Source organism: Rhodobium gokarnense (genome assembly GCF_025961475.1).
GTDB lineage: Bacteria > Pseudomonadota > Alphaproteobacteria > Rhizobiales > Rhodobiaceae > Rhodobium > Rhodobium gokarnense.
The window spans coordinates 19,395-34,127 of the sequence record NZ_JAOQNS010000006.1 but is presented as its reverse complement, the minus strand read 5'-3'; the positions used below and the strand labels follow the sequence as shown (position 1 = coordinate 34,127).

At 66.2% G+C, this 14,733-nt stretch carries 16 protein-coding genes and 2 tRNA genes; 16 read left to right on the top strand and 2 right to left on the bottom strand.

The genetic code is table 11. The annotated features are described in order from the left end of the window. The first annotated feature begins 112 nt into the window (after nt 1-112). Nucleotides 113-895, top strand: a complete 783-nt coding sequence (pflA, locus tag M2319_RS11785) for a pyruvate formate-lyase-activating protein (RefSeq protein ID WP_264601657.1) — start codon at nt 113-115, stop codon at nt 893-895. 60 nt (nt 896-955) lie between these two features. Here the strand turns inward: pflA and M2319_RS11780 are convergent, their stop codons facing one another. Both M2319_RS11780 and M2319_RS11775 read right to left on the bottom strand, forming a co-directional pair. Continuing rightward, nucleotides 956-2,056: a Fic family protein gene (locus M2319_RS11780; RefSeq protein ID WP_264601891.1), complete on the bottom strand. Its 1,101-nt coding sequence runs from the start codon at nt 2,054-2,056 to the stop codon at nt 956-958. Between the two features lie 355 nt (nt 2,057-2,411). After that, nucleotides 2,412-2,486 (bottom strand) — tRNA-Thr (locus M2319_RS11775). Nucleotides 2,487-2,797: 311 nt separating this feature from the next. Here M2319_RS11775 and M2319_RS11770 point away from each other — a divergent pair. The 15 genes from M2319_RS11770 to M2319_RS11700 all read left to right on the top strand — a co-directional run bounded on the left by M2319_RS11770 (nt 2,798) and on the right by M2319_RS11700 (nt 14,420). Further along, nucleotides 2,798-2,974, top strand: a complete 177-nt coding sequence (locus M2319_RS11770) for a hypothetical protein (protein ID WP_264601656.1) — start codon at nt 2,798-2,800, stop codon at nt 2,972-2,974. A gap of 102 nt (nt 2,975-3,076) precedes the next feature. Beyond that, nucleotides 3,077-4,366 (top strand): UDP-N-acetylglucosamine 1-carboxyvinyltransferase, encoded by a 1,290-nt coding sequence (gene murA / locus M2319_RS11765; protein ID WP_264601655.1) that lies wholly within the window; start codon nt 3,077-3,079, stop codon nt 4,364-4,366. 120 nt (nt 4,367-4,486) lie between these two features. Beyond that, nucleotides 4,487-4,948: a DUF2948 family protein gene (locus tag M2319_RS11760; RefSeq protein WP_264601654.1), complete on the top strand. Its 462-nt coding sequence runs from the start codon at nt 4,487-4,489 to the stop codon at nt 4,946-4,948. Between the two features lie 42 nt (nt 4,949-4,990). Then, complete coding sequence (gene hisD / locus M2319_RS11755; protein ID WP_264601653.1) at nt 4,991-6,280, top strand: histidinol dehydrogenase; 1,290 nt, start codon at nt 4,991-4,993, stop codon at nt 6,278-6,280. 32 nt (nt 6,281-6,312) lie between these two features. Next, entirely contained in the window at nt 6,313-6,816 is a 504-nt protein-coding gene (locus tag M2319_RS11750; protein WP_264601652.1) for a UPF0262 family protein, read from the top strand. Continuing rightward, nucleotides 6,813-7,277 (top strand): arsenate-mycothiol transferase ArsC, encoded by a 465-nt coding sequence (locus M2319_RS11745; RefSeq protein WP_406682117.1) that lies wholly within the window; start codon nt 6,813-6,815, stop codon nt 7,275-7,277. Before M2319_RS11750 ends, M2319_RS11745 begins: the two co-directional genes overlap by 4 nt. A 224-nt stretch (nt 7,278-7,501) precedes the next feature. Beyond that, on the top strand, nt 7,502-7,990 hold the full coding sequence (locus tag M2319_RS11740; RefSeq protein ID WP_264601650.1) for a MarR family winged helix-turn-helix transcriptional regulator: 489 nt from the start codon (nt 7,502-7,504) through the stop codon (nt 7,988-7,990). Next, the gene (locus tag M2319_RS11735) at nt 7,987-9,141 is read left to right on the top strand and encodes an aminotransferase class V-fold PLP-dependent enzyme (protein ID WP_264601649.1); all 1,155 of its coding nucleotides are present in this window, start codon (nt 7,987-7,989) and stop codon (nt 9,139-9,141) included. The genes M2319_RS11740 and M2319_RS11735 overlap by 4 nt, the downstream gene beginning before the upstream one ends. A 70-nt stretch (nt 9,142-9,211) precedes the next feature. Beyond that, entirely contained in the window at nt 9,212-9,919 is a 708-nt protein-coding gene (locus M2319_RS11730) for a class I SAM-dependent methyltransferase (RefSeq protein WP_264601648.1), read from the top strand. A gap of 142 nt (nt 9,920-10,061) precedes the next feature. Next, a complete protein-coding gene (gene infA, locus M2319_RS11725; RefSeq protein WP_004435948.1) occupies nt 10,062-10,280 on the top strand; it encodes a translation initiation factor IF-1 in 219 nt (72 codons plus the stop codon). An 84-nt stretch (nt 10,281-10,364) separates the two neighbouring features. Then, nucleotides 10,365-11,000 (top strand): Maf-like protein, encoded by a 636-nt coding sequence (locus M2319_RS11720; protein ID WP_264601647.1) that lies wholly within the window; start codon nt 10,365-10,367, stop codon nt 10,998-11,000. A 117-nt stretch (nt 11,001-11,117) separates the two neighbouring features. Then, nucleotides 11,118-12,650 carry an AMP-binding protein gene (locus M2319_RS11715; protein WP_264601646.1) on the top strand — a complete coding sequence of 511 codons (1,533 nt, stop codon included), beginning with the start codon at nt 11,118-11,120 and terminating at the stop codon, nt 12,648-12,650. Nucleotides 12,651-12,656: 6 nt separating this feature from the next. Further along, nucleotides 12,657-13,460 carry an SDR family NAD(P)-dependent oxidoreductase gene (locus M2319_RS11710; protein ID WP_264601890.1) on the top strand — a complete coding sequence of 268 codons (804 nt, stop codon included), beginning with the start codon at nt 12,657-12,659 and terminating at the stop codon, nt 13,458-13,460. Between the two features lie 240 nt (nt 13,461-13,700). Beyond that, nucleotides 13,701-13,922: a DNA gyrase inhibitor YacG gene (gene yacG / locus M2319_RS11705; RefSeq protein WP_264601645.1), complete on the top strand. Its 222-nt coding sequence runs from the start codon at nt 13,701-13,703 to the stop codon at nt 13,920-13,922. Nucleotides 13,923-14,344: 422 nt separating this feature from the next. After that, nucleotides 14,345-14,420, top strand: a tRNA-Phe gene (locus M2319_RS11700). Nucleotides 14,421-14,733 lie beyond the last annotated feature (313 nt).

The window sequence follows — 14,733 nt, the reverse complement described above, 5'->3', positions numbered from 1 at the left end:
AGATCGGATCGGCCCGTCCTCCCACGGGCTGATCGGTCCGAAGTGTCCCACGCGAAACGGCATCCCCGGCCGAGGCCGGAGGCGCGTTCGCGAGCAACCCTCAAGGACCGTCTTGGACGCGCGCGTTCACCATCCGCATCCCGTTGCCGGCGTTCACCACGACGCCGACCACGGCTTTCTGCATTCGGTCGAGACCGGCGGCGCGATCGACGGGCCGGGCGTGCGCTTCGTGTTCTTCATGGCGGGCTGCCTGTTCCGCTGCCTCTATTGCCACAACCCGGATACCTGGAAGCTGCACAACGGCCGGCGCGTCGACGCCGACGATATGCTGGAGGAAGTGACGCGCTATGCCGGCTTCCTGAAGCTTGCCGGCGGCGTCACCTTTTCCGGCGGCGAGCCGCTGATGCAGGCCGCCTTCGTCGGCCAGGTGACGCGGCGGATCAAGGAAGAACTCGGCCTCCACATCGCGCTCGACACGCAAGGTTTTTTGCACGAGAGCCTCGATGACGACTGGTTCGATCCGGTCGACCTCGTCATGCTCGACATCAAGCACATCGATCCGGTCCGCTACGAGAAGCTGACCGCCCAGCCGCTGCAGCCGACGCTGGACTTCGCCCACCGGCTCGCGGCGATGCAAAAGCACGCCTGGATCCGCTACGTCCTCGTCCCCGGCCTCACCGACGCGCCGGATGACGTCGCCCGCATGGCCGACTTCGTCGCCGGCCTCGGCTCCATTATCGAGCGCGTCGAAGTCCTCCCCTTCCACCAGATGGGCGCGGCGAAATGGGCCGAACTCAACAAGCCCTACGCCCTTGCGGATACGCCAACGCCCGACGATGCGGCGACGGAGGCGGCGCGGGATGTTTTTCGGGCTCGGGGGCTGGTGGCGAGTTGAGGGGCTGGGTGGGCGCGTTGCGTCCCCGCCTGGCGCCTCTCTCGGAGTATAAGAGACGTCTTATGGAACGAGCGAATAACTCGTGCTGCGCCCTCCGGCGGCATCCTTCACCAGAATATTCCGTCTGATCAGGTCGTCGATGTCGCGCAGGGCCGTGTCCTGGGAGCATTTCTCGATTTTGGCCCATTTCGACGAGGTGAGCTTGCCCTCAAAGCCGTCCATGAGGCGATTGAGCATTTCGCGCTGGCGGTCATTGAAGGAGGCCGCCGCGTGGGCTTCCCAGAAGCGTGCCTTGCCGAGGACTGAGGACAGAACCGCCTCTGCCCCTTCGAAGGCGCGTCCGAGACAGGCCAGGAACCAGTCCAGCCAGTCGGTGATATCGAGATCGCCCTTCTGGGTGCGCTCCAGGGTGTCGTAATAGGCGTTTCTCTCGGCCCTGATCTGCGCCGACATGCTGTAGAAGCGCTGCGATGTGCCTTCCGAGCGTGCCAGGGCCATGTCGGCGATCGCGCGGGCGATGCGCCCGTTGCCGTCGTCAAAGGGATGGAGGGTGACGAACCAGAGATGGGCGATCCCCGCCTTCAAGACCGGATCGGTCACGGGCCGGGAATTGAACCAGTCGAGGAACGCCCGCATTTCGGCGTCGAGCCGTCCGGCCTCCGGTGCCTCGAAGTGAACCTTCTCCTTGCCGAAGGGGCCGGAGACGACCTGCATCGGGCCGGAGCTGTCGTCGCGCCATGCGCCGACAGTGATACGGGTCATGCCGCTGCGCCCCGTGGGAAAGAGGGCCGCGTGCCAATCGAACAGCCGATCGGCGGAGAGCGGTGCGTCGTAGGTCTGGGTGGCATCGAGCATCAGCTCGACAATCCCCTCGACATGCCGGTCGGCCGGAACCAGGCCGCCAATATCGAGACCGAGACGCCGGGCGATGGAGGAGCGCACCTGCGCCTTGTCGAGACGCTCGCCCTCGATCTCGCTGGATTTGAGGACGTCTTCGGTCAGGGTCTTGAGAACGGCTTCGGATCGAAGCGGAAAGCCGAGCGCTTCCATCCGCCCGATCAGGCGGCCCTGGCGGTGGCGAACGTCGGCGAGCAGGCTTGAAAGCTTTTCTGCATTCCAGCGAAAAGCGGGCCAGTCCTTTCCTTGGTGAATATAGCGGATCATTCAACGCATCTCCTGCGGAGATTATCGCATCTATTCACCGCAGAACGCAAGGCTATTCGACGCATTATTTGCGGAGAATAGCGCTCCTATTCACCGCATCGCGCTTTTTTTTTCAAAGTGTTCAGGCAGTTCGACATCTCGCGCCGGGCCAGCCGCAGCCCGGTGGCGGCATTCGATCGGCGCGGGATTGGTCATCAGGTGTGTACAGAGCAACCGACACTCCCCGACAAATGGTGTGCGTCGATGGGGACTGTTCGAACGCAAAGCGTTCGCGAGGCCAAACGGGCACCGGCCGGTCAGGCCGCGCCATCGGAGGCGTGAGCGCATGCGAACTGCCGTGAGATCGGAAATATGGTGCCGCCGGAGTGATTTGAACACTCGACCTCTCCCTTACCAAGGGAGTGCTCTACCCCTGAGCTACGGCGGCATCGGCCCTTGGCGGGCGTCAAGCCATCTGGGGCTTGTTGGCGCGGGGCGACTCTTGAGGGCTCGTCCGCCGGCGCCTAGCCGCGGTGGAACCACAGATTTCGTCCCGATGCAACAGCGTTTTCGGTGCCGCCCGTGCGGCATGGCGCCGGGGCGCCGCAAACGCCGCGCTCTTCTGCCATAGCCTCCCGTTCGATGCAAGGGGAACCGGCAGCGCCAGCGGCGCCCTCGCAGCGCTCCTGTGATCGGAGCCGAGGCTGCATGAACCTGCGGGCTTGGCGGATGCCGTCTCATCGCCTAAAACCCTCGGCCATGACCGGGGACACACCGAAGAAATCCGACGCGCGGGCCGAGCGCGAGAAGCGTCTCGCCGACGCTCTTCGCCAGAATCTCAGGCGCCGCAAGGCCGGCCCGCCGGCGGATGATGCGCGCCATCCGGTGGACGACGACGCGCAAACCCCGGCGGAAAAGCCCGGCGGCGGCGGCTGACCCCTTTATTCTCCGGCTTATTGACGCCACATCGGGCATCATAGTGTCGGCGAACGCCCCGACCCTTTAGCGGCCCTTTTATCCAGGAAACGGACAGCATTCATGGAAAGCCTCAAGATCATCGGCGGCAACGCCCTTAACGGCACCATCCCGATCTCCGGGGCCAAGAACGCCGCCCTGCCGCTGATGACGGCCGCGCTCCTCACCGAGGAGACCCTGACGCTGGAGAACGTGCCGCGCCTGCGCGACGTGCGCCAGCTCGCCGAGATCCTCGTCAATCACGGCGTCGACTACACCATCGCCGGCAAGCGCGCCGGCCAGAACGGTGCTGCCGGCCAGACGCTCAATCTCAACGCCCACGAGATCGTCGACACCACGGCACCCTACGACCTCGTCTCCAAGATGCGGGCGAGCTTCTGGGTCATCGGGCCGCTGCTTGCGCGCATGCGCGAGGCGCGGGTGTCGCTGCCGGGCGGCTGCGCCATCGGCACCCGGCCTGTCGACTTTTACATCCAGGGCCTTTCCAGCCTCGGCGCGGAGATCGAGATCGAGGGCGGCTACGTCAACGCCAAGGCGCCGCGCGGCCTCATCGGCGACCGCATCGTCCTGCCGAAGGTCTCCGTCGGCGCCACCCATACGCTGATGATGGCGGCAACGCTTGCCCGCGGTGAGACGGTGATCGAGAATGCCGCCCGCGAGCCGGAGGTCGGCGACCTCGCCGAATGCCTTATCGCCATGGGCGCGAAGATCGAGGGCATCGGCACTGACACGCTCACCATCGACGGCGTGGACAGCCTCCACGGCGCCACCCACCGGGTGCTGCCGGACCGCATCGAGACCGGCACCTACGCCATGGCCGTCGCCATGACCGGCGGCGATGTGCTGCTGGAAGGCACCCGCGCCGACCTCCTGGAATCCGCCCTCGACATCCTGCGCCAGACCGGCACGGAGATCACCGAGACCAACAAGGGCATCCGCGTTTCCCGCAAGGCCGGCGACATCCTGCCGGTCGACGTCATGACCGCGCCCTTCCCGGAGTTCCCGACCGACCTGCAGGCCCAGTTCATGGCGCTGATGACGCGGGCCAAGGGCACCTCGCACATCACCGAGACGATCTTTGAGAACCGCTTCATGCATGTGCAGGAGCTGGCCCGGCTCGGAGCCGACATCCATCTTGACGGCCAGGTCGCGACGGTCGACGGCGTCAGGTCCCTGCGCGGTGCGCCGGTGATGGCGACGGACCTTCGCGCCTCTGTCTCGCTGGTGATCGCGGGGCTGGCGGCCGAAGGCGAGACCGTCGTCAACCGCATATACCATCTCGACCGCGGCTTTGAGCGGCTTGAGGACAAGCTCAACGCCTGCGGCGCGGAAATCACCCGCGTTGCGGCCTGATGGCATCTCGGCATCCGCTGGAACGTGCCCTATCTGTTGCGAAGACGATCCGCAGAGGCTAGGTCTGGGACGACACCTTGCCGGCGACGGACGGGTATTTCCGGAAACGAACGACGCACCATGAACGCACTGAAGCTGATAGCCCTCGACAGCGAAGACCTCGATATCGTGTCGGCGCATGTCCAGGACGCGGTCCTGAAGACCGGCGACATCAAGTGGATGCCGAAGCAGCAGCGCTTCCTCGTCGCCATGAACCGGTTCGCCTGGGAAAAGGCGGACAGGACGGCCAAGAACGGGTTCGAGCGGCGGCGCGCCGTGCTGCATTTCGACCGGGTGCGGCGGGCCCAGGCGCATAACCTGACGCCGGCCGACAAGGACGAGGTGCTGGCCCTGCTGGCCGTCCGGTTCTCCGCCGCAGAGGAGCCGGAGGGCACGGTGGAACTGGCCTTTGCCGGCGGCGGCACGATCCGGCTGGAGGTGGAGTGCCTGGAGGCGCAGCTTTCCGACCTCGGCGCTGCCTGGGAGACGAAATCGAAGCCGCAGCACGACACGGACGAAACTGACGGCGAAAACAACGCGTAGCCGACCGGCCCTTTGGGGGGCCGAAACCGGGAGACCAAAGGCGTGGCGATCAGGCTCGACAGCCGCAAGGACAGTTTCGAGGCAGACTTTCAGGCGTTGCTTGCCACCAAGCGCGAGGTGTCGGAGGACGTCGACGCGGTGGTGCGCGAGATCATCGCCGATGTGCGCGCCCGGGGCGATGCCGCGCTCTTCGACTACACGAAGAGATTCGACCGGCTGGACCTGACCCAGACCGGCCTCGCCATTTCGGCTGAAGAGGTCGACGCCGCCGTCGCCAGCGTCGATGACGAAACGCGCGCGGCGCTGACGCTCGCCCGCGACCGCATCGCCGCCCATCACGGCCGCCAGGTGCCGGGCGACGACCGCTACAAGGATTCCACGGGCGTCGAACTCGGCTCGCGCTGGACGGCGGTGGAATCGGCCGGGCTCTACGTTCCGGGCGGCACGGCGGCCTATCCGAGCTCGGTGCTGATGAACGCCGTGCCGGCCCTCGTTGCCGGCGTCAAGCGCATCGCCATGGTCGTGCCGACGCCCGACGGCGTCGTCAATCCGCTGGTGCTGACGGCCGCAAGGCTCGCCGGCGTTTCGGAAATCTACCGCATCGGCGGGGCGCAGGCCGTCGCGGCGCTCGCCTATGGCACAGAGACCATCAAGCCGGTCGCCAAGATCGTCGGGCCGGGCAATGCGTTCGTCGCCGCCGCCAAGCGCCAGGTCTTCGGCACGGTCGGCATCGACATGATCGCCGGACCGTCGGAAATCCTTGTCGTCGCCGACGACGGCAACGATCCGGCCTGGATCGCCGCCGACCTCCTCGCCCAGGCCGAGCACGACCGCTCGGCCCAGTCGATCCTGATCACCGACAGCGCGGCGTTCGCCGACGCCGTGGAAGCGGCCGTCGCCGACCAGCTCAAGACGCTGCCGCGCGAGGAGATCGCCAGTGCGAGCTGGCAGGATTTCGGGGCGACCATCGTCGTCGACAGCCTTGAGGACGCGCCGGCGCTGGTCGACCGGGTGGCGCCGGAGCACCTGGAACTCGCCGTCGCCGATCCGGAAGGCCTCTTTGCCAGGATCACCAATGCCGGCGCCGTCTTCCTCGGCCGGCACACGCCGGAGACCATCGGCGACTATGTCGGCGGCTCCAACCACGTGCTGCCGACCGCCCGCTCCGCCCGCTTCTCCTCCGGCCTGTCGGTGCTCGACTTCGTCAAGCGCACCAGCATCCTGAAATGCGATCCGGCAAGCCTGAGGACCCTTTCCGGCGCCGCGGTGGCGCTCGCCGAGGCCGAGGGACTGCACGCGCACGGCCGGTCGGTCACGATCCGTCTCAATTGACGCCGCGACGGCAGGCCCGGCATAGGTAGGACATGGCTGAGGACAGACCCGATGCTGGTTACGGACCCGCCGACCGCCTGATCGAGATCACGCTCGACGAGAACTCGATCGCGCGTTCGACGCCCGACATCGAGCACGAGCGGGCGATCGCGGTCTACGACCTCCTGGAGGACAACCGGTTCCGCGTCGAGACCTATGAGCCCGGCGGCCCCTATCGCCTTCTCATCGGCATCGTCGACAAGAAGCTGTTCCTGGACGTAACCCACGAGGACGGCGAGCGGATCGTCACCCATGTCCTGTCGCTGACCCCCTTCCGCAGGATCATCAAGGACTATTTCCTGATCTGCGAGAGCTATTTCCACGCCATCAAGACCGCCTCGCCGAGCCAGATCGAAGCCATCGACATGGGCCGGCGCGGCGTCCACAACGAGGGCTCGGAGGTGTTGCAAACGCGGCTTAACGGCAAGATCGCCATCGACCTGGATACGGCGCGCCGCCTGTTCACGCTGGTCTGCGCCCTGCACTGGAAGGGCTGAGGGTGGCCGCGGCGCCGGGTGCCTTGCGGCCCGGGGCGGTGCTTTTCGCCTGCGGCCTCAACGCCATCCGCTCGCCCATGGCCGAAGCCATCCTGAAGCAGCTCTTCCCGCGCCAGATCTACGTCCAGTCCGTCGGCGCCCGCCGCGGCGAGACCGACCCGTTCGCCGTCGCCGTCATGGAAGAGCTCGGCCTCGACATCTCAAAACACCGGCCGCAGACCTTCGACGACCTGGAAGACACCCATTTCGACCTCGTCATCACGCTCGCCCCGGAAGCCCACCACAAGGCCCTGGAACTGACCCGCACCGAGGCCATCGACGTGGAATACTGGCCGACCCTAGACCCCGGCCTTGCCACCGGCTCGCGCGAGCAGATCCTCGATTCCTACCGCGCGGTCCGCGACGGCCTCATGGAGCGCATCAAGGATCGCTTCGACTGGAACCCGGTGCCGGGGGACTGAGGGGATTTCTGCCGAGCGTCCGGCATCGTCGCGGCGCAGCCGGCAATACGAAGGACGACATGACCTCCATCCTTGCGCTTCGCGCACAGTCTTGCACGGCGGGAACTGCGAGGTCTTCAAGACTGCTCGGCTAACGACGTGGCCATTTTACGACTGCCCGCATTCGGGACTCGACGATTGCGGTTTATGGTGTATGCTTTAGTCATATGATTGGAGCATATACTATGGGCATACAAACCAATCTGATCCTCGCCTTTTCGAACCTCGTCCAGACCGCGGTCGCCCGCAGCAGTTCGCATCTCGATCCGGACGGCAGCGTGCTGCTGGCAATCCATGCCCATGCCGGCGCGCCGATCCGGGACATCGCATCGATGATGCAGCTTTCGCATTCGGGCGCCGTCAGGGTGATCGACCGGCTGCAGGGATCCGGCCTGGTAGAGCGCCGGCAGGGCGCAGACAAGCGCAATGTGGCGCTCGTCTTGACGCCGGCCGGGCGCGACCAGGCAGAGGCGATATTGGCGCTGCAGGAAACGGCCATTGCGACACGTCTTGAGATGCTCTCCCAACAGGACCTGTCGCACCTCGAAAACACGCTGGAGCGCATTTTGGAAGGCGCCGCGGAAGACAGGCTCGAGGCCTGGCGGCTCTGCCGACACTGCAACCACGCGATCTGCGAAAATGCCCGCTGCCCGGTCGGAGGCCATATCGCATGACGACCCGCTACGACGCCCATTTCGAGCTTGGCGACGCCACGTGGCTGAACACGGCCCACCAGGGCGCGCTGCCGACTGTGGCCGCCGAGGCTGCCCGGCGCGCGATCGCGTGGAAGCAGAAACCGTTCGAGTTGACGGGCGAACGCTTCAAGGGCGTTCCGGAAGGCCTGCGCGCTGCCGTCGCGCGCCTTCTCAACGCCAACGAGGACGAAATCGTCCTCGCCAACAGCGCATCCTACGGGCTGCACCTGATCGCCAACGCCTATCCGTGGCGGCAAGGCGACGAGATCATCGTCATGGAGACCGATTTCCCGTCCGACATTCTGCCATGGCTGGCGCTGGAAGCCCGATACGGCGTGAAAGTGCGGCGCCTGAAGCCGCAAGGGCGCGTGCTGTCGCCCGACGAGCTGCGTGCGGCCGTCACGCCCGCCACGCGGCTTTTCTGCACGACCCTCGTCCACTCCTTCTCCGGACATGCCATCGATCTCGACGCGCTGGGAGACGTCTGCCAGAGCGCCGGCGTCGTCTTCGTCGTCAACGCCTCCCAGGCCCTCGGCGCGCGCGCCCTCGACGTCACCGGGCATCCGGTCGATGCCGTCACGACGGTGGGGTTCAAGTGGCTCTGCGGCCCCTACGGCACCGGCTTCTGCTGGATGGCGCCGCGGCTGATCGACCGGCTGCACCGCACCCATGCCTATTGGCTGTCGATGCTGACGGCCGACGACCTCGCCGGCGAGCTCGGCGAACTCCGCGTCGGGCCCGTCGAGCGGGCGGCCGACTTCGACGTTTTCGGCACCGCCAATTTCTTCAATTTCACGGCGTTGCGGGAGGCCATCGACCTGCTTTTGGCGATCGGCCTCGAGGCCGTCGAGGATCACAATCAGCGCCTCGTTCAGAAGCTGGTCGAGAGTTGCACGGAAAACGGATACCGGCTCATCAGCCCATCCGCGGCAACGGCGTCTCGCTCCTCGCTCGTTCTTCTCACCGACGACGATCCGGCCGCCCTTGCCCGGCTCAAGAGCCGCCTCGACCGCGAAGGGATATTTACCGCCGTTCGCGCCGGGGCGGTGCGGTTGTCACCGCACCTCTACAATTCGACTTCGCAAATCGATCTCGTCGGAGACATTCTCAATGAATCAAGAGCGTCGTGATCGCCCAACTCTCCTTGCATCTGTTATGGAGACGTCGACGCTTTCCCCGAACATCGAAAGGCCCTGCCCCATGACGTCCTCCTCCCATGCCAAGTTCGATCCGTCCCGGGCCCGGGAATATACCGAACAGGCGCGGATCGGGCTGGCCGGGTACGACGCCTGCCACGAGCTTTCGGCCTGCATCCTGTCGGCGGCCCTTGCCGGCGCCAGGGAGCGGCGCATCCTCGTCGTCGGCGCGGGCGGCACCGCCGGCGAGATCACCGCCACCGCGCGGCTGGAGCCGAACTGGACCTTTGTCGCGGTCGACCCGTCCGAGCCGATGCTGGCGCTGGCGCAGGCCGCGGTCGAGGAGGCCGGGATCGGCGAGCGCGTCACCTTCGTCCGCGACGCCGTCTCGGCCCTGCCGGCAGAGCCTGCCTTCGACGCCGCGCTGATGATCGGCGTGCTGCACCATATCCCGGGCGATGCCGACAAGGCGCGGCTGCTTGAGGACATCGCCGGCCGCCTTCTGCCGGGCGGATCGCTCGTCCTTGCCGGCAACTACAGGGCCTATGACAGCGAACCGCTTCTGCAGGCCGCGTGGGCAAACCGCTGGCGGCTCCATGGCGCGTCAGAAGGCGAGGTCGAGGCAAAGCTGGCGCGCATCAAGGCCGGCGCCGTGCCGCCGGCGTCCGAGGAGGCCGTCGCCGACCTTCTCGCCGCCAGCGGCTTTACCGCGCCCGAGCGATTCTTCTCCAGCCTCTTCTGGGGCGCCTGGCATACGCGGCGCGCGACCTAGCTTTCGTGCCGGATGGCCCTGCCACCGGCGCTCCTTCCGTCCCTCCTGCCCTACTCCATAGCGAAATCGGCTTTAGGAGTTTCCTTTACGTTCCCGATCCGCTAGGTTCCGGGCGAATTTTCATGCGACAACCGAGAAACGAATGGCGAAGGAAGAAGTTCTGGAATTCCCCGGAGTGGTCACCGAACTGCTCCCGAATGCGACGTTCCGCGTCAAACTGGAAAACGAGCACGAGATCATCGCCCACACGGCGGGACGCATGCGCAAGAACCGCATCCGCGTTCTGGCCGGTGACAAGGTGCTGGTCGAAATGACCCCCTATGATCTGACCAAGGGCCGGATCACTTACCGCTTCAAATAGTGGGCCGCTTCAGAAGCTGGACGCCTCCCGACAGCGCCCGCTAACAGTCCGTCCGTAGCGCAACCAGACGTGCCGGAATCCGCGATGTCCGACAAGCAAATGCTCATCCTCGGTTCCGGTTCGCCGCGCCGGCTGGCGCTGTTGCAGCAGGCCGGCATCGAGCCCGACCGGCTGCACCCGGCCGATATCGACGAGACGCCGCAGCGCGGCGAGGTTCCGCGCACGCTGGTCAATCGCCTGGCGCGCACCAAGGCGGAGATGATCCGACTGTGGATGGATCGCGACGCGGCGGTCAGCGACGCCTATGCCGTCACAGCCGACACCGTCGTCGCCGTCGGCCGCCGGGTGCTGCCGAAGGCGGAGATGCTCGACGAGGCGGAGACCTGCCTGGAGCTCCTCTCCGGCCGCTCGCACCGGGTCTATACGAGCGTGTGCGTCGTCAATCCCAAGCACGACATCCGCCAGAAGCTGGTGGAGACGCGGGTGCGCTTCAAGCGGCTCGGGCGCGAAGAGGTTGCCGATTACCTCGCCTCCGGCGAATGGCGCGGCAAGGCGGGCGGCTACGCGATCCAGGGGCTTGCCGGCTCCTTCGTCGTCAAGCTGACCGGTTCCTACACCAATGTGGTCGGCCTGCCGCTGTTCGAGACCGTTTCGCTGCTGTCCGGCGAGGGCTACCGCGTGCGCGCCGGCTGGATCGATCCCCTCACCTCCGACGTGTAACGCCGGCGCGTCCCGCGCATCGCGATTTGCGCATATTAGATATCACCAAAATCCCGGTTCCCACGCTTCCGCTTGTTGTTCTAGGCTGAGATCCAAGAACACAACCGGGAGACGTCCATGAACCTTGCCGCCTGGCTGGCGCGCGCCGCAAAGAGCAGCCGGGACCGACCGGCGATCCTCGCCGACAACCGCGCGTTGCGCGACTATGGCGGCTTTGCCGAGCGCGCTGGCCGCCTCGCTGCGGCGCTCACCGGCCCGCTCGGGGTTCAAGCCGGCGACAGGGTTGCGATCGTCTCGAAAAACTCCGCCGATTATCTGGAGATGCTCTACGGCATCTGGTGGGCCGGCCTCGCCGCCGTCCCCGTCAACGCCAAGCTGCACGGCGCGGAGATCGGCTGGATCCTGGAGAATTCCGGCGCCCGCATTGCCTTGGCCAGCGCCGACATCGCCGGCGACGTCGACGCCCACCGGCCGGCAACTCTTGAAGAGCTGATCGAGGTCGGCAGCGCCGACTACGCCGGCCTCTTTGCCGCCGAGCCCCTCCCCATTCAGCCCCGCGCGCCCGAGGACCTTGCCTGGCTGTTCTACACCTCCGGCACGACGGGGCGGCCGAAGGGCGCCATGCTCACCCACCGAAATCTGGCGGCGATGTCCTTCGCCTACCTCTCGGACGTCGACCCGACGATGCCGGACGACACGCTGCTCCACGCCGCGCCGATGAGCCATGGCTCCGGGCTTTATGCGATGGCCCATGTCTGCCGCACTGCTGCCAATGCCGTGCCGGCCTCCGGCGGCTTCGATCCGGACGAAGTCCTGCGGCTCATCGCCGAGCGGCCGGGCACGTCGATGTTCGCCGCGCCGACCATGATCAAGCGGCTGGTCGAGGCGCCGCGCGAGATCGATCCCGCGAGCATCCGCACCATCATCTGGGGCGGAGCGCCGATGCATGTGGCCGATGCGATCCGCGCGATCGACCGGTTCGGCCCGCGCTTTGCCCAGATCTACGGCCAGGGCGAATCGCCGATGACCATCTCGGTGCTGCCAAAGACCGACATTGCCGACCGCGACCATCCGCGCTGGCGCGAGCGCCTGGCCTCCGCCGGCATCGTCAATTCGGCGGTGGAGGTGATGATCGCGGATATCAAGGACAATCCGTTGCCGCCCGGCGAGGCCGGCGAAATCCTGGTGCGCGGCGATGCCGTGATGCCCGGCTACTGGCAGAACCCGGAGGCGACAGCCTCGGCGCTTCGCGGTGGCTGGCTGCACACCGGCGATGTCGGCGCCTTCGACGACGACGGCTACCTGACGCTGATGGACCGCTCCAAGGACATGATCATTTCCGGCGGCTCCAACGTCTATCCGCGCGAGGTCGAAGAGGTGCTGCTTGCCCACCCGGGCGTTCGCGAGGTCTCGGTCATCGGCCGGCCGGACGACGACTGGGGTGAGGTCGTCGTTGCCTATGTCGCCGGCGAGGCCGAGGCCGGCGAGCTCGACGCCCTCTGCCTTTCCGGCATCGCCCGCTTCAAGCGGCCGAAGGACTACGTCTTCGTCGAGGCCCTTCCGAAGAACAATTACGGCAAGATCCTGAAGACCGAACTGCGCCGGCAGGACGCGGAGCGCGCCCGGGCCACCAACAGGGATGCGAGCTAGATGACGATCGGACGGTTACACAACAAGGTGGCGCTGGTGGTCGGCGCCGGGTCGATCGGCCCCGGCTGGGGCAACGGCAAGGCGACCTCGGTGCTGTTCGCCCGCGAGGGCGCGCGGGTGTTCTGCACCGACGTCAACGGCGCGGCGGCAGATGAGACGGTCCGCATCATCCGCGAGGAAGGCGGCGCGGCGACCCCGTTCCGCGCCGACGTCTCAAAGAGCGACGACATCGAGGCGATGGTCGCCGCCTGCATGAACGCCCACGGCCGCATCGACGTGCTGGACTACAATGTGGGGATCGCCGAGGTCGGCGGCGTCGTCGACGTCTCCGAGGAGGACTGGGACAGGGTGTTCGCGATCAACCTCAAGGGCGCGTACCTGGCCATGAAACACGTCATCCCGATCATGCAGGCCCAGGGCGGCGGGTCGATCGTCAACATCTCCTCGATCGCCTCGATCCGCTATACCGGCGTTCCCTACGCCACCTATTCGGCGACCAAGGCCGCCCTCAACCACCTGACCAGGACGACGGCCGTGCAATACGCGCCGGACAAGATACGGGTCAACGCGGTGCTGCCCGGGCTCTTAAAGACGCCGATGGTGGAAAAATCCGTCGGCCTTGCCAGGGAATATGCGGCCGGCGACGTCGACAAGATGTGGGAGGCGCGCAACGCCCAGTGCCCGATGGGCGAGATGGGCGATGCCTGGGACGTCGCCTATGCGGCGCTCTACCTCGCCTCCGACGAGGCGAAATACGTCACCGGCCTGGAACTCGTCGTCGACGGCGGCATCACGCTGAAATATTCGTGATTTTCTGCTGCCGCGCGGCGCCCGTCGCCACGGGAATGACATCCGATCCCGGGCGGAGACCCGGTTCGAACGCCGGCACCCGCTCCGTGCCATGCCTTGCTGCGCGCGTCATTGCCGTGCGTTCCGCGCCCTGGCGAAGGGCTGCGGCAGAAACCCAAAGATCGGCTACCGGTCGTCGCGCGGCAGAGGGCGGCCCGGCAAACCTTGTCTTGCCGACCGTGAATGGGATAAGCGGGAACGATGAGCGATTCCGAAGACACCCCGAAAAAGGCCGACAATGTCGAGCCCCTGCGCCCGACCCGGCCCTGCCCGATCTGCAAGAAGCCGTCGCAGCGCAAGTTCTATCCGTTCTGCTCCAAACGCTGCGCCGACGTCGACCTCAATCGCTGGCTGACCGGCGCCTACGCGATCCCCGTGGTGGAGGAAGACCGCGGCTTCGGCGGCGACGATCCGGTGGATTGAGGGCCGGTGGATTGAGGGTCGGCCGATACGTCCTTGCTCGCCAGGCGGGGCGAGGTGGCACCCTGCCAGTGGCCTGTTGCCCGGGGCCTGGTGACGGTCCGTTCGCCTGCCCCGTCGTCCGGGCGTCGAGCCTCCCCATTCCAGGCCATCCGCATGCCTGCCCGACCTGCTTTTCGCCGGCGGCCGATGGCCCCGGCGACAATGCCAGCCGGCCATCCCTTGGCGCTGCAGGTCCCGTCCTTTCCGCGTCGTTGCGTCCGGATTTCCACCCGGCGGCCAATCGCCGGCAGGAGACCCCGGCCGGCGAAATGACCTCGTTCGAGGGTGCTGGACAGGGCGGATCGAACTCTCTATAACGCCGTGGTCGTTTCGCGGAGACGCGGCGGATTTTCGTCGCAACGCCGCATTTTCGGGACGATCAAGCCCAGGTAGCTCAGTTGGTAGAGCAGCGGATTGAAAATCCGCGTGTCGGTGGTTCGATTCCGCCCCTGGGCACCATATCTGCCAATATTTTCAATGACTTATTTCTTCGCCTCGCGCGAGGAACAAAAACCTAGGTGGCATATAGGTAGCAGCGCGAACCGCTTTGGCAGGGAACGTTCACTGCGCTGGCCCAAGCGATTGCGATGAACATACGCGCGACAACGAAGGCGCGGGTGCCGGGGAGGTGGTTTCCGCGGGCAACCATGCCGCTTCGCCGGATCCTGTATTGATGTCGCTCCGAGCTTATTTGACTTTCGATCCAACTGGCAGAAGGAGAAAGCGGCAGGAGAGTTGGCACGTCATGCCAGAGTATACTTTGATGCGCAGT

Coding starts and splice junctions, on each gene's coding strand:
- M2319_RS11770 (WP_264601656.1), top strand. CDS start 2,798: ATGACCGGGGACACACCGAAGAAATCCGACGCGCGGGCCGAGCGCGAG.
- murA (WP_264601655.1), top strand. CDS start 3,077: ATGGAAAGCCTCAAGATCATCGGCGGCAACGCCCTTAACGGCACCATC.
- M2319_RS11760 (WP_264601654.1), top strand. CDS start 4,487: ATGAACGCACTGAAGCTGATAGCCCTCGACAGCGAAGACCTCGATATC.
- M2319_RS11750 (WP_264601652.1), top strand. CDS start 6,313: ATGGCTGAGGACAGACCCGATGCTGGTTACGGACCCGCCGACCGCCTG.
- M2319_RS11740 (WP_264601650.1), top strand. CDS start 7,502: ATGGGCATACAAACCAATCTGATCCTCGCCTTTTCGAACCTCGTCCAG.
- M2319_RS11735 (WP_264601649.1), top strand. CDS start 7,987: ATGACGACCCGCTACGACGCCCATTTCGAGCTTGGCGACGCCACGTGG.
- M2319_RS11730 (WP_264601648.1), top strand. CDS start 9,212: ATGACGTCCTCCTCCCATGCCAAGTTCGATCCGTCCCGGGCCCGGGAA.
- infA (WP_004435948.1), top strand. CDS start 10,062: ATGGCGAAGGAAGAAGTTCTGGAATTCCCCGGAGTGGTCACCGAACTG.
- M2319_RS11720 (WP_264601647.1), top strand. CDS start 10,365: ATGTCCGACAAGCAAATGCTCATCCTCGGTTCCGGTTCGCCGCGCCGG.
- M2319_RS11715 (WP_264601646.1), top strand. CDS start 11,118: ATGAACCTTGCCGCCTGGCTGGCGCGCGCCGCAAAGAGCAGCCGGGAC.
- yacG (WP_264601645.1), top strand. CDS start 13,701: ATGAGCGATTCCGAAGACACCCCGAAAAAGGCCGACAATGTCGAGCCC.